The organism is Synechococcus sp. W70.1 (assembly GCF_047461515.1).
Classification (GTDB): Bacteria; Cyanobacteriota; Cyanobacteriia; order Thermostichales; family Thermostichaceae; genus Thermostichus.
In genome coordinates, this window is sequence record NZ_JANSHH010000025.1 from 45,296 (window position 1) to 64,973 (window position 19,678).

The 19,678-nt window shown below is 61.7% G+C and carries 14 protein-coding genes; 9 read left to right on the top strand and 5 right to left on the bottom strand.

The annotated features are described in order from the left end of the window. Window positions 1-14: 14 nt before the first annotated feature. Complete coding sequence (locus tag NW808_RS05870; protein WP_414420592.1) at window positions 15-941, bottom strand: D-isomer specific 2-hydroxyacid dehydrogenase family protein; 927 nt, start codon at window positions 939-941, stop codon at window positions 15-17. Between the two features lie 409 nt (window positions 942-1,350). Between NW808_RS05870 and pheT the strand changes: the two genes are divergently transcribed. From pheT to NW808_RS05885, 3 genes are all read left to right on the top strand, one after another. Next, the gene (pheT, locus tag NW808_RS05875; protein ID WP_414420593.1) at window positions 1,351-3,822 is read left to right on the top strand and encodes a phenylalanine--tRNA ligase subunit beta; all 2,472 of its coding nucleotides are present in this window, start codon (window positions 1,351-1,353) and stop codon (window positions 3,820-3,822) included. A 100-nt stretch (window positions 3,823-3,922) separates the two neighbouring features. Next, window positions 3,923-4,819: an acetylglutamate kinase gene (gene argB / locus NW808_RS05880; RefSeq protein ID WP_414420683.1), complete on the top strand. Its 897-nt coding sequence runs from the start codon at window positions 3,923-3,925 to the stop codon at window positions 4,817-4,819. Window positions 4,820-4,992: 173 nt separating this feature from the next. Then, on the top strand, window positions 4,993-6,837 hold the full coding sequence (locus tag NW808_RS05885) for an ABC transporter ATP-binding protein (RefSeq protein ID WP_414420594.1): 1,845 nt from the start codon (window positions 4,993-4,995) through the stop codon (window positions 6,835-6,837). On the opposite strand, the gene NW808_RS05890 is transcribed toward NW808_RS05885, so the two are convergent. After that, window positions 6,834-7,040: a hypothetical protein gene (locus tag NW808_RS05890; RefSeq protein ID WP_414393856.1), complete on the bottom strand. Its 207-nt coding sequence runs from the start codon at window positions 7,038-7,040 to the stop codon at window positions 6,834-6,836. The two genes, NW808_RS05885 and NW808_RS05890, sit on opposite strands and share 4 nt — an antisense overlap. 172 nt (window positions 7,041-7,212) lie before the next feature. Between NW808_RS05890 and NW808_RS05895 the strand changes: the two genes are divergently transcribed. The 3 genes from NW808_RS05895 to NW808_RS05905 all read left to right on the top strand — a co-directional run bounded on the left by NW808_RS05895 (window position 7,213) and on the right by NW808_RS05905 (window position 9,636). Beyond that, window positions 7,213-7,584, top strand: a complete 372-nt coding sequence (locus NW808_RS05895) for a hypothetical protein (RefSeq protein ID WP_414420595.1) — start codon at window positions 7,213-7,215, stop codon at window positions 7,582-7,584. 70 nt (window positions 7,585-7,654) lie between these two features. Then, a complete protein-coding gene (locus tag NW808_RS05900; RefSeq protein ID WP_414393860.1) occupies window positions 7,655-9,166 on the top strand; it encodes an AAA family ATPase in 1,512 nt (503 codons plus the stop codon). Window positions 9,167-9,285: 119 nt separating this feature from the next. Then, window positions 9,286-9,636, top strand: coding sequence for a DUF1257 domain-containing protein (locus NW808_RS05905; RefSeq protein ID WP_414360780.1), 351 nt, complete (start codon window positions 9,286-9,288; stop codon window positions 9,634-9,636). 93 nt (window positions 9,637-9,729) lie between these two features. On the opposite strand, the gene NW808_RS05910 is transcribed toward NW808_RS05905, so the two are convergent. After that, a complete protein-coding gene (locus NW808_RS05910; protein ID WP_414420596.1) occupies window positions 9,730-10,968 on the bottom strand; it encodes a phosphoglycerate kinase in 1,239 nt (412 codons plus the stop codon). 134 nt (window positions 10,969-11,102) lie between these two features. Here NW808_RS05910 and pds point away from each other — a divergent pair, with 134 nt between their 5' ends. The 3 genes from pds to NW808_RS05925 are packed head-to-tail and all read left to right on the top strand — an operon-like array spanning window position 11,103 to window position 14,317. Continuing rightward, window positions 11,103-12,515 (top strand): 15-cis-phytoene desaturase, encoded by a 1,413-nt coding sequence (pds, locus tag NW808_RS05915; RefSeq protein WP_414410914.1) that lies wholly within the window; start codon window positions 11,103-11,105, stop codon window positions 12,513-12,515. A gap of 48 nt (window positions 12,516-12,563) precedes the next feature. Then, the gene (locus NW808_RS05920) at window positions 12,564-13,451 is read left to right on the top strand and encodes a phytoene synthase (protein ID WP_414420597.1); all 888 of its coding nucleotides are present in this window, start codon (window positions 12,564-12,566) and stop codon (window positions 13,449-13,451) included. Between the two features lie 50 nt (window positions 13,452-13,501). Beyond that, on the top strand, window positions 13,502-14,317 hold the full coding sequence (locus tag NW808_RS05925) for an ABC transporter permease (protein WP_414420598.1): 816 nt from the start codon (window positions 13,502-13,504) through the stop codon (window positions 14,315-14,317). Here the strand turns inward: NW808_RS05925 and NW808_RS05930 are convergent. Both NW808_RS05930 and NW808_RS05935 read right to left on the bottom strand, forming a co-directional pair. Further along, the gene (locus tag NW808_RS05930) at window positions 14,314-19,365 is read right to left on the bottom strand and encodes a DEAD/DEAH box helicase (protein ID WP_414420599.1); all 5,052 of its coding nucleotides are present in this window, start codon (window positions 19,363-19,365) and stop codon (window positions 14,314-14,316) included. The two genes, NW808_RS05925 and NW808_RS05930, sit on opposite strands and share 4 nt — an antisense overlap. Window positions 19,366-19,395: 30 nt before the next feature. Beyond that, window positions 19,396-19,665 carry a type II toxin-antitoxin system VapB family antitoxin gene (locus tag NW808_RS05935; RefSeq protein ID WP_414420600.1) on the bottom strand — a complete coding sequence of 90 codons (270 nt, stop codon included), beginning with the start codon at window positions 19,663-19,665 and terminating at the stop codon, window positions 19,396-19,398. Window positions 19,666-19,678: the final 13 nt, after the last annotated feature.

Here is a 19,678-nt window from a genome sequence, read left to right on the forward strand (position 1 = left end):
TCAAGCAACCCCGCTCAATAGCCCAGAACTGGGTCTACCACCCCCAACAAAGGCTCCCCCAGCCGAAAGCGGCGCACGTTTTCCCGCACCCGCTCAGACAAAGCGGGGATGATCATGGCATCGGTAATGGCTGTGTGGGGGGTAACTAGGCAATTGGGCAAGCTCCAGAGGGGATGTCCAGGGGGCAGCGGCTCCGGGTCTGTAACATCCAGGGCGGCGCCCCGGATGATTCCTTCTTGCAAAGCAGCCACCAGGTCGGGAGTCACGATGTGTTTGCCGCGCGCCACATTGACCAGCCAGCAGCCGGATCCCATCTGCTCCAGCTCTGGCCGGGCGATGATCCCCTCTGTCTCGGGGGTGAGGGCCAAGGCCAGGATCACCACATCCGCCCCCGCCAGCACCGACTGCCGCTCTGCCAGCGTCACCACTCGGCCGGCTCCCGGCAAGGGATCCGCCCTGCGCCGCACTACATCGATGGCGCACTGAAAGGGCTGTAGCAACTGGATCAGGGCCTGGGCAATGCCCCCTGCCCCAAAAATCACCACCCGCTTGCCCCAGAGGCTGGTGCCGGATCCCGGCTGCCAAGTCTGGGCCAAAGCGCGGATCTTCAGATCCCGTAGGCCAGCCAGGGTGAGGGCCAGGGCATGCTCGGCCACTGCCTGGGCGTACACCCCCTTGCCGCAGGTCCACACGTAGGCGGGATGCAAGATCCCCGCTTGGGCAAAAGGCTCCACGCCTGCCCACGGCAACTGCACCCAGCGGATCCCTTGGCCCTCTGCCAAGCAACGCCTTAAACCTGGCACGTCGAAACCATCGGTCCAGACCAAGGCTTCTGCTTCTGAGAGGGGCACAATTTCGCCGCCCCCCGCCAGGACTGCTGCTTTCAGCCAGGGGCGAAGATCCGCAGGCTCGACGGCAATGCGCTTGCCTTGAATGCCCATTGCGGCTGTCGGAGAAGTTCTTCACCTCTTTTTTGCCATCCTCCCCGCCCTAGAGGGTGGGAACTCTCGATGCCCTGCCGTAGGCTGCCTTGGTTGCCTATGGCCTGCCAAAGTACCCAGCAAGAGGGCAAAGCTTGTTGCGATTGGGGTCAGGACCTTGCTAGCCGGAAGAGATCCCAAACCGAGGGAGGAAAGGCAACTGGAAGAGTCTAGCTTGAAAAGTGATGCCTCTGCTTACCTCTAGCCTATGACGCTTTCCGAGTTCCTGCTCCTGATAACCCTGCTCTTTCCAGGCATCTTGCTGTCATTGATCCTCATGGCCACCTTCGCTGCCGGGGGATAGGGAGTCTCTTGCCGGTTTTGGAGGGGGATCTGATAATGGGTGCGGCGTTGGCACCCTGGAGTAGCGATGCGCATCTCCTTGAAGTGGCTGCGGGAACTGGTGGATTTTGAGCTTTCCCCGGAAGAACTGGCGGAAGCCCTCACCATGGTGGGCTTTGAAGTGGAGGAGATTGAGGATCGCCGCCGTTGGGCAGAGGGAGTGGTTCTGGGCAAGATCCTGGCTGCCGAGCCCCATCCCAATGCCGATAGGCTGCGGGTCTGTCAGGTGGATTTGGGAGGCGAACGGCCGGCCACGATTGTCTGCGGAGCTGCCAACGCCCGTCCTGGCCTGCTGGTTCCTGTGGCTACGCCAGGCACCCATTTGCCCGCCGTGAACCTGACCATCGCCAAAGCGGAAAAGCGAGGGGTACTCTCGGAGGGCATGATCTGTTCTCTAGCTGAGCTGGGCTTGGAGAAAGCTTCGGCGGGGATCCACGAATTTCCCCCCGATTTGGATCTCAAGGCTCATCCGCTGGGCTCTGATGTGCGCCCCCTGCTGGGCCTAGACGATGTGGTGCTGGATCTCACCTCCACCGCCAACCGGGCCGACGCTCTATGCATGGTGGGGATTGCCCGCGAGGTGGCCGCTCTTACCCGCAACCCGCTACGCCTGCCACCCGTCCAGCCTCTGCAGGCTCTGCCCATCCCCAACTTCCAGTTGCGCATTGCCAATGCCAAAGCTTGTCCCGCCTACAGCGGCGTGCTGATTGAGGGGGTAAAGGTTGGCCCTTCCCCCGACTGGCTCAAACACCGGCTGGCCGCCGCCGGCATGCGCTCCATCAACAATGTTGTGGATGTTACTAACTTGATCCTGCTGGAATGGGGCCAGCCCCTGCACGCTTTCGATTGGGATCGCCTGCTGCAGGTCATGGGCAAGGAGGAACCCACCATCGAAGTGCGCTTTGCCCAGCCGGGAGAAACCCTGAAAACTCTGGACGGCCAAATCCGTACTTTGCACGCTGAAAACCATCTCATCGTTGCCGGCAGCCGACCGGTGGCCCTGGCCGGCGTCATGGGAGGGGAGGAGACGGAAGTAGACGCAGCCACCACCAAGGTTTTTCTGGAGGCAGCCCTCTTTGACCCCGTGGTCACGCGCCGCTCGTCCCGCTTGCAGGGGCTGCGCACCGAAGCCTCGGCCCGCTATGAGCGAGGGGTTAACTTGGCTACCCTTGAGCTGGCGCGGGATCGGGCGGTGCAGTTAATCTTGGAGCTGGCTGGAGGCGCGGTGGTGGGCCTGACCACGTTTGACCAGCGGCCACCCTTGGAGCGGACGCTCCAGCTGCGGCTGTCGCGGCTTATCGACGTGCTAGGGGACGAGGTGCAGCCAGAGGAAGTGGAGGAAATCCTGTCGGCTCTGGGCTTTCAGCTTTCCCGCTCTCAGGCAGTTGCCCCCAAGGCCGACCCCGCTACCGCGACGGCGAGCGTGGCTAGCTGCGTTTGGCAGGTATCTGTTCCCCCCCATCGCTTGCGGGATGTTGAGCGAGAGATCGACCTGATTGAGGAGTTTGCCCGCCTCTACGGCTACAACCGCTTCTCCGAAACCCTGCCCACGGAGCCGCTGGTGGGATCCCTCTCGACACGGGAGACTTTGACGCGGCAAATTCGCGAGGTGATGCGGGGCATTGGCCTGACGGAGGTGTACCACATCTCCCTCTGTCCGGCGGACGAGGACAGCTCCCTGGTCAAAATCGCCAATCCGCTTTCCCCCGAGTACTCCGCTGTGCGCAAGGCGCTGCTGCCTGGCTTGGTGGAGGCCTTCCGCTACAACTGGGCCCAGGGGAATGGCCCCCTGCAGGCTTTTGAGATTGGCCACGTCTTTGCCTATGCCCCTCCCTCCAGTCCTGAGCCCTATCAAGAGGCGGAGCACTTGGGGGGCATCCTGGGCGGGGATCTCAACCCCAATGACTGGCGGCACCACAACCGGCCCATGGACTGGTTCGAGGCCAAGGGGCTCTTGGTCTCGGCACTGGAGCGGCTGGGGTTTACCCCAGAGTTTCGCCCGGATCCCCCTGAGGCGCAATCGCCGCTGTTGCACCCGGGTCGACAGGCCGGCATCTGGATTGAGGGATCCCGCCTTGGCCTATTCGGGCAGCTTCACCCCCGCCTTTGCCAGGAGAAAGATTTGCCGGAGGAGGTCTATGGGTTTGAGCTGGAGTTGGATCCCTTGCTAGCCAGCCTAGAGAGGCGGGGCCGGGTGCAATTTTCCCCCTTTTCCCCTTTCCCCGCCTCGGCCCGGGACATTGCCTTCTTTGCGCCGCTGGAGCTATCGGTGGCGGAAATCGAGGAGGTCATCCGCCAGGCGGCAGGCCCTCTGTTGCAGTCGGTGCAGCTTTTTGACGAGTACCGCGGCCAAGGGGTACCGCCAGGGCAGCGCAGTCTGGCCTTCCGGCTGGTCTATCGCGCTCTGGATCGCACGCTCACCGATGCCGAAGTGGAAGCTGCGCAAAACCAGGTGAGGGCACAGCTAGAAAAGCACTTTCCGGTTACCTTGCGCAGCTAGCCGTCTGCTAGTTTCTAGTACGATCTTCGGGAAGTTTTACACGGGACTTTTGGCCGTGCAGAGCAACGCCTCTCTTTCGGCAGCAACCAGCTCTCAGGCTGTGGCCTGTGATCCCCTAACACGGGCGCAGATTCTCCTCGAAGCCCTGCCCTACATCCAGCAGTACCAGGGGCGCATCATGGTTATCAAATACGGCGGCGCCGCCATGGTGCAGCAGGAGCGCCGAGCTGAGGTGCTGCGGGATATTGTTTTTCTTGCCTGTGTCGGCATTCGGCCGGTGCTGGTGCATGGCGGGGGGCCGGAAATCAACAGTTGGCTCCAGAAGCTGGACATCCCTTTCAAGTTTGTCGACGGCCTACGGGTAACCGATGCCGCCACCATGGAGGTGGTGGAGATGGTGCTGGTGGGCAAAGTCAACAAACAGATTGTCCAGCTCATTAGCCTGGCTGGCGGATCGGCGGTGGGGCTGTGTGGCCGGGATGGCAACCTCATTAGAGCTCGCTCCCAGGGTCGAGCGGAAATTGGCTTTGTGGGGGAGGTGAGCAGCGTCAACCCGCAGGTGCTGCACACTCTGCTAGAGGGCAACCAGATCCCGGTCATTGCCAGTGTGGCCGCCGACGAGACCGGCCAAGCCTACAACATCAACGCCGACACCGTGGCCGGGGAGCTGGCAGCCTCTTTAGGGGCAGAGAAGTTAATCCTCCTTACCGATACCCCAGGCATTCTCAGGGATCCTGAGGATCCCAGCTCCCTGATTACGCTCCTGGATATCGAGACGGCCCGCCAGTTGATCCGGACAGGGGTGGTCAGAGGGGGAATGATCCCCAAGGTGCAGTGCTGCATTCGCGCCTTGGCCCAAGGGGTGCGCGCTGCCCACATCCTGGATGGCGGCTCCCCTCACTCCCTGCTCCTGGAGCTGCTGACCGATGCCGGTGTGGGCACCAAGATGATCCCTTCTCAGTTCTCTGCCCAGTTGGGGAACGGAGCCTCCCTCTAGTCTTCGTTCGCGACAGCGGTGTGGCAATGGATTCTTCTCGGCAGAAGATCTGCGCCTATGGCCGAGGCATTACACCACGGCTTAGCGGATTGTCGGGTTTAGCTGTGCCCCAGCTCCTTGCTGGCGCGCACCAATCTCCACGAGGTGACATCAGCGTTCTTGGGTAGAAGTCCGTGAGCCTTGCTACCTCTTCCTCCGAGGCCGCTTCCTCCAGGGATCCCCGAAGCGATTGGCGGCTGCTGCGGCTGCTCTGGCCCTACGCCCGGCGGCACCTGAAGCTGTTGTTGGCTGCCTTGGCCTTCCTGCCCCCCCTGGCCTTGGCGGATGCGGTGCAGCCCTTGATCCTGCAGCGGGCTCTGGATGGCCCCATCGCCCAAGCCTTTGCCCAGGGGGATAGTAGGACCCTTGCCGGCCTCTGGCCCTACTTGGGCCTGTTGCTGCTCACGCTGCTTGTCCGCTGGGTTTTTCAAGCCTTGGAAGGGTATACCAGCCAGAAGCTGGGGCAGTTGATAACCCGCGACATCCGCAACGATCTCTTTGCCCACGTTCTGGCCCTGCCGGCTCAGTTTTTTGACCGCACCCCCGTGGGCAAGCTGATTACCCGCATCACCAGCGACGTGGAAGCGTTGGGGGACGTGTTTTCCACCGGTGCGGTTGGCATTGTCAGCGACCTGTTTACCCTGCTGGTCGTTGCCACGGTGATGCTCAGCCAGCGCTGGGATCTGGGCCTGCTGCTTATCCTCCTCGTCCTGCCTATTAGCGCTTTGGTCCTCGAGCTGCAGCGCCGCTTTCGCCTTGCCGACTTTCGCGCCCGGGAAGAGCTCTCCAAGCTCAACGCCTGGATCCAGGAAAACCTCTTGGGCATTGCCGTGGTGCAACTGTTTTGCCGGGAGCGGCTCAACAGCAAGATGTTTCAAACCATCAATCGGCGCCATATCCAAGAGGTGGATCAGACCATCTTCTACGACGCTGCCCTTTCTGCCGTTTTGGAGTGGGTTGCGTGGTTGGCAGTGGCTGCTCTCCTCTGGGTAGGCGGGCAGCAGGTCATCGCCGCTAGTAAGAGCAACTGGAGAGGATCCCTGCCCCTGCTCACGGAGCCTCTGACCTTGGGCAGCCTCTACGCCTTTATCCTCTTTTCCCAGCGCTTTTTTAACCCGCTGCGCCAGTTGGCAGAAAAGTTCACTGCCCTCCAGTCAGGGTTCACCGCTGTGGAACGCATCGACCACATCCTCAGCCTGCCGGTGACCCTTCGGGATCCCGCCCAGCCGCGCCACCTGCCCCCCACGGCCAGAGGAGAGGTGCAGTTCGAGCACGTCTGGTTTGCCTACAACCCTGGCGAGTGGGTGCTCAAAGACCTCAGCTTCACCATCCGCCCCGGCGAAAAGGTAGCCCTCGTGGGGCCCACCGGCGCTGGCAAAAGCTCCATCATCCGCCTCCTTTGCCGCCTCTACGACGTCAGCCACGGCTGCATTCGCATCGACGGGGTGGACATTCGCGACCTGCCCCAGGCTGAGCTGCACCGTCACCTAGGGGTCCTCCTGCAGGAGGGCTTCCTGTTTTCCGGGGATATCCAGCAAAACATCACCCTAGGCGAGCAAGGGGATCTGGCCGAGGTAGAGCGGGTTGCCCGCCAACTTCACCTGCACGAGTTCATCGGCAGCCTGCCCCAGGGCTATGCCACCCCTGTGCGGGAGCGGGGCAGTAACCTTTCCAGCGGCCAGAAGCAGCTCATCAGCTTCCTGCGGGTCATGTGGCGGGATCCCAAGATCCTGGTCTTGGATGAGGCTACCGCTAGCCTGGATGTGGGCACCGAGGCCCTCCTCCAATCTGCTCTGCAGACTCTGCTGCGGGATCGCACTGCCCTCATCGTCGCCCACCGTCTCTCCGCCATCCGCGATGTGGATCGCATCCTGGTGCTGCAGCGGGGGGAGCTGAAAGAAGAGGGATCCCATGCCGAGCTCCTGGCCCGCAACGGTCTCTACGCCAAGCTCTATCGGCTGCAAGGTCTGGGTAGCTAGCGGGTCGAGCCGAAGCGAGAGCGAATTGCCCTTAGAGTGGTGAAGCTGGCATCCGCCAAAGCAATGCGCGCCCTACAGAGGAGCAGGTTGCCGCTGTCTAGGGCCGTATCTTTCAGGCTGGCCAAACCGTCGCCGGCTTGCACCAGGAAACGACGGCCCCACGTGAAGAAGCTTTTGCTGAAAGTAGCAATGAGGCGTTCCATGGGGAATGAACTTCTGCATCTCCTAACTCAGCCTACTCTGCCAGCAGGGGATCTCCACAAGCCAGGAAAGCCCCCAAGAAGATCGTTACAGATTGTTAAGATTTTGCCGTCAAGACGTCAGGCCGGCTATGATGGCTTGCAAGCCCGGCGCGTAACGAGAAAACAGCTAGCCATGAGTCAGCGGCCAGAGGTTGGGGAAGGCCCAGAGGCCAAGCAAAAGGTAACGCTATATCTCTCGCCTGAACTGCACCGCAGGCTGAAGATCCGGGCTGCCGTGGAGAGGGAGCCGATGTCAGCGGTGGCCGAAAAGGCGCTTAGCTTCTACTTGCTCCACCCAGAGATCATCGAGGGAGTTCAGGGCAGTACCTACCGAGTTCACCGCTGTCCCGAGTGCAGTCACCCGTTTGTCATTCGCAACGGGGAGGTGGTCTCTCTCCGCCAACAGTCTGCCGCTGAAGCCATCCTGGAAGCGGTGGAGCCAGGATATTGGGGGGCTGCCACAGGTTCAGGGGAAGAGCGCCAGGACGCGCTGGTGCCCTGCTAGGCCGCTTCCCAGTTAGCGCCCACTTGCCTCAGCCTTTTTCCAGTTTCCCTCCGCGCAGTTGGTGTTTTCCATGCAAGAGCTCAGCATCCTCATCCAAGCTCAATACCCACTGCTTTACCTGGTTACCTCAGAGGAGGAGCGGGCGGAGGCAACCCTGGCGGCGATTGCCCGTACTCTTAGGCCGCAGCGGCGCTTGTTTACCTGGACGGTTACTCACGGCATTGTTGAATACGGCAACCCCCGCAGCCTAACCCAGCACAACACCCAGTCTCCGCAGCCCGCTATCCAGTGGGTGATGGAGCACAAAGATCCTGCCATCTTTGTTTTCAAGGATCTGCACGACTTTCTGGACAACCCTGAGGTCAAGCGCTGGCTGCGGGATGCTGTCGCCAGCCTCAAGGGATCCCACAAAACGCTTCTCCTCATGTCGCCGGTGCAGGTAATCCCAGTTGAGCTGGAAAAGGATATCTGCGTGGTGGACTTCCCCCTTCCCGACATGGCCACGCTAGAGCGCATCCTCAACCGGCAGCTGGAGCAGCTTCCGCGCGGGGGATCCCTGAGCCCCGAAACTCGAGAAAAGTTGGTCAAGGCAGCCCTGGGGCTGACGCAGGACGAGGCGGAAAAAGTTTACCGCAAGGCGGTGGTGATGCATGGCCGCCTCAGCGAGGCGGAGGTGGACATCATCCTTTCCGAGAAAAAGCAAATCATCCGCCGCAATGGCATCCTTGAGTTCATCGAAGAGGACGAGTCCATCGACGCGGTTGGCGGCCTCGAGGAGTTAAAGCGCTGGTTGCTGCAGCGTTCCGAGGCCTTTACCGAGCGAGCCCGCGCCTACGGGCTACCTGCCCCCAAGGGCTTGCTGATCCTGGGCGTGCCCGGCTGCGGCAAGTCCCTGATTGCCAAGACTACGGCTCGTCTCTGGGGCCTGCCTCTGCTGCGCCTGGACATGGGCCGCGTTTACGATGGCTCCATGGTGGGGAAATCAGAGGCCAACCTCCGCAGCGCCCTGCGCACCGCTGAATCGCTGGCGCCAGCCATCCTCTTCATCGACGAGCTGGATAAAGCCTTTGCAGGAGCAGCAGGCTCTAGCGACTCCGATGGGGGCACCTCCAGCCGCATTTTCGGTTCCTTCCTCACCTGGATGCAGGAGAAGCGCGCGCCGGTTTTCGTAATTGCCACTGCTAACCGCGTGGATCGCCTTCCTGGAGAGTTCCTGCGCAAGGGCCGTTTTGACGAGATCTTCTTTGTGGATCTGCCCAACATCAACGAGCGCATGGAAATCTTTCGGATCCACCTGCAGAAGCGGCGGCGCGATATTAGTCGCTTTGACCTGCGCCAGCTAGCCGCTGCCTGCGAAGGCTTCTCCGGCGCGGAGATCGAACAAGTTTTGATTGCTGCCATGTATGAAGCGTTTGCCCAAAACCGTGAGTTTACCCAGTTGGACATTTTGGCAGCAACGAAAGCAACTCAACCGCTATCCCGCACCATGACGGAGCAAGTGGTAGCGTTGAGGGAATGGGCCCAGCAGCGGGCGCGGCCAGCAGCAGCTGCTGTAGCCGAGTACCAACGGCTGGAGTTCTAGTAAAAGGTTGAGGCCCACATCACTGCCGCATAGGTAGAGATGGCCTCAACCCTTCGCTAGAAGTCGCCCGTTGTTTCTGTTGACGTTCCAACCCCTACACAAAGGAGGAGAGAAACACCATGTCCCATTTTAGCACTCTGCGCACCAAAATCACCGACGGCCAAATCCTGATCAACTCCCTGCGCGATCTTGGCTACACCGTTAAGCTGAACGCCGAGGTGCGTGGCTACAATGGCCAGCGTGTTCGCGCTGACATCGTGGCCCAGTTGGAGGGCGACTACGATCTGGGCTGGTCCAAGAACCCTGATGGTTCCTACGACCTGATTGCCGATCTGTGGGGCGTGGCCAAGAAGTACAACCAAACCGAGTTGATCAACTCCATCAACCAGAAGTACGCCATCAACAAGACCTTGGCTGAGGTGAAGCGTCCCGGCTTGAACAACGCCAACGTTAAGGTGGTGGTGCACTAAGCCGGATCCTCTGTCCTCATCGCTGCAGCGATCTTCAAAGAAGGGGGCTAGGCCCAGCCCCCACTTTTTTGCCTTTAAGGGGCTGCGCAGAACCTACGCTTCGCTGAGGGCGGCAATGCCGGGCAGCTCCTTGCCCTCAAGCAGTTCCAGGCTGGCGCCGCCACCCGTGGAAATGTGGGTCATCTTGTCCGCTAGGCCCGCTTTTTCCACAGCTGCCACCGAGTCGCCGCCGCCAATGATGGTGATGGCCCCGGCCTGGGTGAGGTCGGCCAGGGTGCGGGCAATGGCTTCTGTACCTGCGGCAAAGCGGTCAAATTCAAAGACGCCCATCGGCCCGTTCCAGACTACGGTCTTGCACCCCTGTAGGGCAGCCTGGAAGGCTTTGACCGATTCCGGGCCAATGTCCAAGCCCATCCAGTCTTCGGGGATGGCGTGGATGGAAACCGTTTGGGCGTTGGCTTCAGGGTCAAACTTATCGGCTACCACCACATCCACCGGCAGCAGCAGCTCGACGCCCCGGGCTTTGGCTTTCTCCATCAGCGAGCGGGCTAGATCCAGCTTGTCAGTTTCCACCAAAGACTTGCCAGTTTTAATCCCTTGGGCTTGGTAGAAGGTGAAAATCATGCCGCCACCCAGGAGGAGCTTATCCACTTTTTCCAAGAGCCGCTCGATGACGCCAATCTTAGTAGAGACCTTGGAGCCGCCGATGATGGCCGCCAAGGGCCGCTGCGGATTCTCGATGGCGCCGGAAAGAAACTGCAGCTCCTTTTCCAGGAGATAACCAGCTACAGCAGGCTGGAGGTAGGCAGTGACGCCAGCCGTAGAGGCATGGGCGCGGTGGGCGCTGCCAAAGGCATCGTTGACGAATAGATCGGCCAGCGAGGCCAGCTTGCGGGCAAATTTTGGGTCGTTGGCTTCCTCTTCGGGGTAAAAGCGAACGTTTTCCAAGAGGGCCACCTGGCCGTTTTCCAGGTTGTTCACCACCGCTTCGGCCTCAGGGCCAATGCAGTCGGGGGCAAAGGCCACCGGCTGGCCCAAAAGCTGGGCAAGGCGGACGGCTACAGGAGCTAGGCTGTTGCCCTCGCGGGTAATGTGAACAGCGCCGGTCTCTTTGTCTTTTTTGATGGGGCGGCCTAGGTGACTCGTGAGGATGACCTTGGCCCCTGCCTGGGCCAGGGCCTGGATGGTGGGCAGGGAGGCGCGGATGCGAGTGTCGTCAGTGATGTTGCCCTGAGGATCCAGAGGGACGTTGAAATCCACTCGCACCAGTACGCGCTTGCCTTTGAGATCAAAGCCAGATGACAACAGAGATCCCAGTGTTTGCTTGGCCATCTTTGTCGCTCCCCCTGGATTTTTTCCGTATCCTACCAGGGATCGGATCCCGGCGGGAAAGCAGGGCTCTCGCAGCCGCCAGCAATTGTAACGGTTTGCAAATAGAATGGTAGTGTTGCTTGAGCGTCACCGTCATGCGCGTTGCCATTGCTGGGGGAGGGCTGGCAGGGCTGGCCTGTGCCAAGTACCTCTGCGATGCTGGGCATCAGCCGCTGCTTTTTGAGCGGCGGGATGTGCTGGGGGGGCTAGTGGCCGCCTGGAAGGATGCCGACGGCGACTGGATCGAGACGGGGCTGCACAACTTTTTCGGCGCCTACCCCAACACCTTGCAACTGTTCCGGGAGCTGGGCATCTCGGATCGCCTGCAGTGGAAGGAGCATAGCTTGATCTTCAACCAGCCAGACAAGCCGGGCACCTACTCCCGCTTTGACCTGCCGGACATTCCCGCCCCCTTCAACGCCATTGTGGCCATCCTGCGCAACAACGACATGCTCACCTGGAGCGAAAAGGTAAAGTTTGCCCTAGGGTTGGTGCCGGCCATGGTGCGCGGCCAGCGCTACGTGGAGCAGATGGATCGCTACACTCTGCTGGAGTGGCTGCGGCGGCAGGGCATTGACGAGCGGGTTAACACGGATATTTTCATCGCCGTCTCCAAGGCGCTGGCGTTTATCAACCCGGACGAGATCTCGGCCATGGTGCCCCTGACAGCCCTCAACCGCTTTTTGCGCCAGAAAGACGGCTCCAAGATTGCCTACCTGGACGGTGCCCCGCCGGAGCGGCTCTGCCAGCCGATGGTGGACTACATCGTAGCCCGCGGCGGCCAGGTGCACTTGAACGCGGCGCTGCAGGCGATTGACCTCAACCCTGACGGCAGCGTGGCCGGCTTTCGCGTCGTCACTCCTTCCGGACCCCTGCAGGTAACTGCCGATGCCTACGTCTCGGCCCTTTCGGTGGATGCGCTCAAGGAGCTGCTGCCAGCTCAGTGGTGGGGGATCCCCTTTTTCCAAAAGCTGCGCGAGCTGGAAGGGGTGCCGGTGATCAGCCTGCAGATTTGGTTTGACCGCAAGATTACTCACATTGACCACTCCCTGTTTTCCCGCTCGCCTCTTTTAAGCGTGTATGCCGACATGAGCAACACCTGCCGCGCCTATGCCGATCCCCACCGATCCATGCTGGAGCTGGTGCTGGCCCCGGCTGCCGAATGGATCGAGCGCAGCGACGAGGAGATCTTTGCCGCCACCCTGGAGGAGCTGAAAAAACTCTTTCCCCAGCATCTCACCGGCCCCAACCCGGCGCGGGTGCGCAAATGGGTGGTGGTGAAGACCCCGCGCTCGGTTTACAAGGCTACTCCAGGCCGGCAGCAGTACCGCCCCACCCAAGTTACCCCCATTCCCAACTTCTTCCTGGCCGGCAGCTACACCTTGCAGCCCTTCCTAGGCAGCATGGAGGGAGCCATCCTCTCCGGCAAGTGGGCGGCTGAGGCTATCCACAAAGGGATCCCCTCCCCAGCGGCTGCTTGCTCACGTTTGGCACCGGCAGGGGTCTAGCTTCCCATAGTGTTGAGATGTGGCCCTGCGCCTCTGGAGACGAGCCCAATGAGTCCGCTTGAGCAGTCCTTTGCCCTCTGCCGCCAGATCACGGCTAAGCACGCCAAGACGTTCTATTTGGGGTCCCTACTCCTGCCTCGACCCAAACGGCGGGCCATCTGGGCCATCTATGCTTGGCTGCGGCAAACCGATGAGTTGCTGGATGGGCTAGAGGCCAGCCAAGTAGAGGTGGAAGTCACCCGCCGCAAGCTAGAGCAGTGGGGAGCTCATCTGGAGTCTCTGTTCCAGGGAGGGGAGCCGCAAGTGCCCACTGACCCGGCTCTTATCCACACCATCCGCACCTACCGTCTCTCCATTGAGCCCTTCCGCGAGATGTTGCGGGGGCAGAGCATGGATCTGGACATTCGGCGCTATGCCACCTGGGAAGAGCTGCAGGTCTACTGCTACCGCGTGGCTGGGGTAGTGGGCCTGATGTGCTCCGAGATCATGGGGTTTGTGCCAGGGCGGGATGGCCGCGAGGAGGCGGTGGCCCTGGGGATTGCCATGCAACTGACCAACATCTTGCGCGATGTGGGGGAAGATGCCCGTCGGGGTCGGATCTACATTCCCCTTGAAGATCTGCGCCGCTTCAACTACTCGGAGCGGGATCTGTTTAACCACGTCATCGACGAGCGCTGGATGGCGCTCATGGACTACGAGATCCGGCGGGCTCGAGAGCTCTACGCCCAGGCGGAACGGGGGATCCCCACCCTGCAGCCGGACTCCCGCTGGCCGGTGGCGGCTTCATTGATGCTCTACCGGCAGATTCTCAACGCCATCGAGCGCAACCACTACCAGGTGTTTCGCACCCGCGCCTATGTGTCCACGCTGGGCAAAGCCTTGGCGCTGCCGGTGGCCTGGTGGCGGTCGCGCCGCTCCAACTACTACGGCTATTAGCGAGCCGTTGGCAGTAGCGGCAGAAAACCAAGAAATAGAAAGGAAAACCTATGGTCAGCCGTGCCCTGAGCCTATCCTATCGGCAAATCTGGGAAGACAGTTTAACCATCTTCTGGCGCGACTGGCTGGATCTGCGCGGGCGGGTCTGGCAGGTGGTGGCCTCGGGGCTGGTAGCCCCCCTTATCTACATCGTTGCCTTTGGGGTGGGGCTGGGCGGATCCCTACGCTCAGAAGCCCTGGCCGATGTAGCGGGATCCACGGCGGCGGGCTCTTACCTGCGCTTTATTCTGCCGGGGATGGTGGCGCTTTCCGCCATGACCATTAGCTTTGCCGGCACCACCTTCTCCATCTGTGGAGCGCGGCTATTTACCAAAAGCTTTGAAGAGTTGCTGCTTTTGCCTGTGCATCCGCTGGCGCTGCACCTGGGCAAGGTGTTGGCCGGCATTGCCCGGGGTTTGCTGACGGCTTTGGGCGTCTTGGCGGTGGGGGTGCTAGGTACGGGGGCCTGGGGCCTGCTTCACCCCCTGGCGCTGTTGGTGCTGCTTTTGGATTGCGCCGTCTTTGCCGGCATTGGGGTCATCGCTGGCTTGAAGGTGCCCAGCCTGGAGAGCGTGGGCGTGCTCACCAACTTTTTAATTACACCCATGTCCTTCCTAGGGGCCACCTTTTTCGATCCCAGTCAGTTGCCCGCCTACCTGCAGGTTTTGGTCTACTGCCTGCCCCTTTCCTACGCCAGCATTGGCATGCGGGCGGCGGCCTACCAGCCCCTCTCCCAGTTCCCCTGGTACACGGTTGTGGTGCTAGCGGGCCTAGCGGCCATCCTAGCCCTGGTGGGAGCCTACCTGTTTTCCCACCAGCAAGACTAGTTGCCTTGGCCAAACACCTCGGGGTAGCGAGCCAGTTGCTCCCGCAGATCCTGGTCGTAGCGCAGGACAATTACCCGGTAGCCCCGCCCCAGGAGCTGAGCTCGAATCTGGTGATCCTGCTCCACTTGGGGAAGCTGGTCGTGCACAGCGCCATCACAGAAGATGCAGACGTTGGGATCATAGAAGAAGTCGACAACACAGCGGGGATCGGCAATGGCTTTCTGAGCGTCGTCGGGAAGGCGATAACCCCCTGCTGCGAGGGTCTCCAGAAAGCGGCGCTCCAGTTCCGAGCGGGGATCGATGAGCTGGCGCAGCCACTCCAGGTGCTCTTGACGGGAGCGGCCCAGGGAGCGCAGCTCGGTGCGGCTGTTGGCCAGCGCCCCCAAGAGATCCCGGATTTGGTGACGGTCAAGCTGCAGGGCCTCCCTTTGGTTGGCGTAGCTAAGCAGGCACTCGTAGCAGGCTGCCCGGCACTCCGGTTGCCGATCTTGGATCCCCTCTTCCGAAAGCTGGAAGTGGCAGATCTCCAGAGCCACTTGGGCCACCTCGGCAAGGGCATGGGGCTCTTCCACCAGCCGCCGCAGGACGCCAGCTCCCCCTTCGGCGGTCTCGTAGAGGAGGATGGCGCGATGGGATCCCTGGCCAATAGACTCGGCAGCTAGCTCCGTCTCCTCCAGCTCAAAGGTCTCCTCGATGCCCCGCTTGAGGGCATAGCGCAGGGTCGTTTCTAGGGCCTGCAGATTCCCCAGGCTGGGCTGAACCAGCCGCACCAGCAAGAGGTTTTGGGTAGCGCGCACTGCCAGGCGGATGGGCTGCAAGGACATCTGGCTAGACGAGCTAGCCCTATTGCCTCCAAGCTGATCTCGAGAAGGGACTTCGCCGTTGTCAAAGTTGACCAGGAAACCTCGCCCCCCACTGCCCCGCCAGCCGGAGTTGATGCGCAGCAGCGTGGCGGCTGGGGCATAGCGCAACTGCAGCAGGGGAGTTTCGCCCCTTAGCACGTCGGCTTCCTGGACGCGGTAGCCTGAACTTTCGGGAGCAAACTGAAAGAAAGTCTGCAGCTCGTATCCCTGTCGCCGCCGCTCTTCTTCGTCGGCAGTAATGCGATCCCGGCGCCGCATGCGCACATTAGGCATTTCCAGAAGCTGCGTTAAAAGGCTATTTTGCCCATCGAAGCGGGTACCGCAGACGGGGCAGCAATCCAAGGAGGGATCCCCAAAGGCCCCACAGCTAAAGCAGAGCTTGTGGCTGCTTTTGCGCTCCTCCAGGCCGCCGGGCGGAGCCTGAAAGGCCACCGATTCCCACTGGCAGCCCTCGTGGTAGAGGAAGTTGTGGGGGGCAAACTCGCGAATGGCCAAAAACCGGGGCCGGGCGATAAACTCCCCTTCGCTGCCGCGGGGCACCCAGGCCCGCACGGGCAAGGCAGGGAAGTTGTAGCCGGGCAGGAACCCTTCGCTGGCTAGGTAGCGGTAGGGGTAGAAGTCGCTTTCCTCCCGCTGGGTATCGATTTGCAACAGCAAGTTCCGCTGGCGCAGAGCCTCCTGCTGGCGGCGCCTGGCTTCCTGCTGGTCTTCCCGGCGGCGAGCCGTCTGCAGTTGCTGGTTGGCGGCTTCCAACTGTTGCGTGGCGGCCCGATAGAGCTCCCGCCAGCGGTCAAAAGCGCGGTCAAAGGCGCGGGGGGCTTCTTCAATAACCTGCTGGATCCAGCGCCGGCTAAACCAGCCGCTGCGCTCTAGCACTTCCCGGTCAGCAGCCAAGAGCGCCTCCACCCGCTCTGCCACCTCTTGGCGGGCTGCCTCCCCTAGCTGGATGGAGGCAACCACCTCTTCCCGCAGGGGCAACTCTGGCCGATCCAAGTTGAGGACCGTTTCGATGGAGTTGCCCAAGGGCAGGCGCACCTGGGCCAGCCAGACGGCGTGGATGTGGGCCCGCAGCAGCGACTCATTGGCCAGGTCCAGGCGGGGAGGTCGCACCCGTCCAGCCACCATTTCGGCCCGGCGGCGAAAGTAGTACTGGTCGTGGCTGTTGAAGGCGCCGCAGTAGCTGAGGATGAGCCCCGGCTGCCCCTGGCGACCGGCTCGACCGCTGCGCTGGGCGTAGTTGGCTGGCGTTGGGGGAACGTTGCGCAGGTGCACCAGATCCAGATCGGCAATGTCGACCCCCAGCTCTAGGGTGGGAGAGCAAATGAGGTAGGGAAGGCGGCGCTCCCCGGGCTCATTGCGGAAGCGTCTCTCTCGCCGCTCCCGCTCCCCCGGCTGGACCACCTGGGCGGTGTGCTCTCTGGCTTCCAGGGATCCTAGCCCTGCTGCCCCGGCTCGGTAGAGCTCCTGAAAGAAGGGGTTGATGGGACGGCGGACAGAGGTGTAGCCCTCCTGCTGGGCGCTGCGGGAATACAGAGGATCCGGCGGCGGCAGGCCATCCCCCAGACACCAGCGCAGACAGCCGGCGTCTAGCTGGTAGGCTACCTGGCCATTTTCCACGTGGCGCCGTAGCAGGCCCTGTCTGACCAGGAGAGACAGCAGGGACTCCAAGAACCTGTCGTAGGCTTCCTGGGTTAGATCAAGGCGCCTGCGGAGGAAGCGACCAATGGTGCTGCGGGGGCCCAGGCTGAGCATTTGCCCGTTTTCCCGGGAAGGGCTTTGGCGCACAAAGCAGCTAGTCGTCCGCAACTCCTCATGCTCTTCCAGGCCCCAAAACTCATTGAGATATTGCTGGGCGCGCCGGCGCAGCCTTCTCTGGGGCTCTGCCTTGAGCACGGGCACATCGATGGCCAATTTGCGCCGAAACTGATCCAACAGAGCCCGCAGCAGTTGCTCTTGCTCCTCAGGGCTGGCTTGGGCAAACCAGGGGTGGAGGGAAGCCAGGGCTGAATTTTGGCAGAGCTCCCCGAGGCCGCGGTACTCGATTTTCAGCAGGCCCACCTGTTCCAAGTTGGGGTGGGTAACCCGCCAGCCGCGCCGCAGATCTTCATAGAGCCGGTATTCGGTTAGCTCGCTAAAGGTCTGCCACACTTCCTCGGCACTGGGCGAGGCAGGGTCCAAAGCCGGGTTTTGGGCGATGTCAGCAAGCTCCAGGCCAGAAGCCCGCACCACTTCCTGGGCCACCTCGTCAAAGCCCAGCTCTTTTTTCTTGAGGAGGGCAGCATAGAGCGAGGCCCGCAGAAGGGCCACATGCACAAAATCGTTGAAGTGGCCGGCCTGCAGGGAGGCGTCCTGGCGGTTGTCGGTAAAAGTCAGCAGCTTGCTGCAAGCGGCCTGGGTTTGCTCGGCATGGCGCAGCAGGGAGGTGGCAAGGATGGTGGTGGCGCTGGAGCGGCCCTCGCTAGAAAGGGAAGCCAGCTTGACAAACTCCCGCTCGCGGCCACTGTAGTACTCGCCGCAGGCCAGGCACAGGGAAAAGGGGTGGGGCTGCCACCACATCTTCTGCGCCTCCGCCTGGGGGTACTCGGAAAAGGAGCCATCCGGGCGCACCCAGACCGCTTGGGGGACGCGCTTTCCCCAGTTGGGCCTGAGTCTGCCCTCAGGGGTGTACCAGTCTTCGGGGATCTGCTCCAGCGACCACTCGTTGTCAAGAGGATCCAAGCTCAGGTAACCGGCTTGCTGGTCTTCGTCCTGCTCTACCTCTTCTCCCACGGGATAGGGCAGGAACTGATCCCTGGACTTGAGGACGTGGTAGTAGTCCTGCCCACACTGGCGGCAGAACTTGACGGGGAAAAAGAGCTTGCCCTCCCCCGCCTGCATCTGCCCTTCTAGGGAAAATTGCCGCTTTTCCCGACTCTCCAGGGTGGCGTAGAGGGTGCGGCCTTGGGAGATAAACTGGTGCAGCTTGAAGGCCACTCCTCGGCTGTGGCCGTCTTTGAGGCTGCTGGCGTGGGCGAGGAACCGGCGCAGCGTTGCCGCACAGTTTTCGCTAGCGGTGCCGGTCAGTTGGGCCAGTTGGGCGGCCACCTCGGAGAGCTCCCTGGGCACGCGGCGCTTGAGGCTGCCGTCGGGACTTAACTCTAGGCCCAGCTCGTACTCCAACCAGCGCATCAAGGGGTGGCGGCGCAGGCTAGCTAGGTCGGTGGGCCAGGGGGGATCGAGGGCGGGCTTGAGCTCTTCAGGTGAAGGCGGGCCACCTTCGCTCAAAGGGGCCAGGGTCTCCTCGATAATCTGCTCCGGTGTGAAGGGATGGCCAAAGAAGCGGCTGGCGAAGTCGGCCACGGTCTGGCGGCGCTCCAGGGCACTGGCCTCGGGGCGGGAGATCATGGTGGCGCTGGTGCCAATGTGCACCAGGTTCTTGGCGGCGCAGCGTCCCTTGAGGCGGCGAACCAGCATGGCCACGTCGGCCCCCTGCCGACCCCGGTAGGTGTGCAGCTCGTCAAAGACCAGAAAGCGCAGGCCGTTGGGGCTGAGGAAGCGCTGATCTTCGGGGCGCACCAACAGTAGCTCGGCCATCACGTAGTTGGTCAGCAGGAGCTGGGGTGGATCCCGCCGCAGGTTTTCCCGCTCGCTTTCCTCGGTTTCGCCGGTGTATTTGGCAAAGCGCAGCGGAAAGGGGCGACTGTAGCGGCGCTCATACCGCTGGCGGAGATCTTGTAAAGCCTGGTACTGGGAGTTCACCAGCGCGTTCATGGGATAGACCACCAGGGCCGTCACCTGGCCCACGGATCCCCCCTGGCGGATCCAGTTGTCGATGATGGGGAGGAAATAGCAGAGGCTTTTGCCGGAACCGGTGCCGCTGGTTACCACAAAGCTTTCCTTGGCCAAGGCTTTGGCGATGGCCTCCTCTTGGTGGCGGTAGAGACGAAAGGGTCTGCCGTCCTCAGAGCGGAAGATGCGGGCTGTTTCTTCAGTGATCCGCCCCGTTTCAGCCAACTCATCAACGGTTGGGCCGGCTACGTAGGCAGGGCTAAGCTGCATAAGCGGCTCTGGCCAGAGGTGGATCCCTTCTTCCAGAGCTTGGTCTACAAACGCCTGTGCCCGTGGGTCGGCAATGAGAAAAAAGGAGCGGACGAAATTGGCGTAGTCCTTTAGAACCCTCTCGTGCAGGTCAAAAATGGTGGCCATCCGGGCTGCTGCTCCCCAAAGCCATTTTGGCTAGGTTAAGCCTAGCAGGTGTTCTAGCGACTGCAAGAGGATCGCCCTGAGGCTTGGGCTGGGAGATCTTAGGGAGAGGCGTTGCTCGTGCAGATCTCCCTCCCATTTCAACTTGCCGCGTAAGTTGCGGATCTCGGCTTGCTCGTAGAGCCGAATGAGGGTGCGCAGCGCTTCGTGAATTATCTCGCGCTTGGTCTTGAGGCCGGCTAGCTGGCGAGCCCGCTCGATCAACTCGATCAGCTCGTCATCCAAGACAACGTTAGTCCGCATGGGAAGCTCCCCT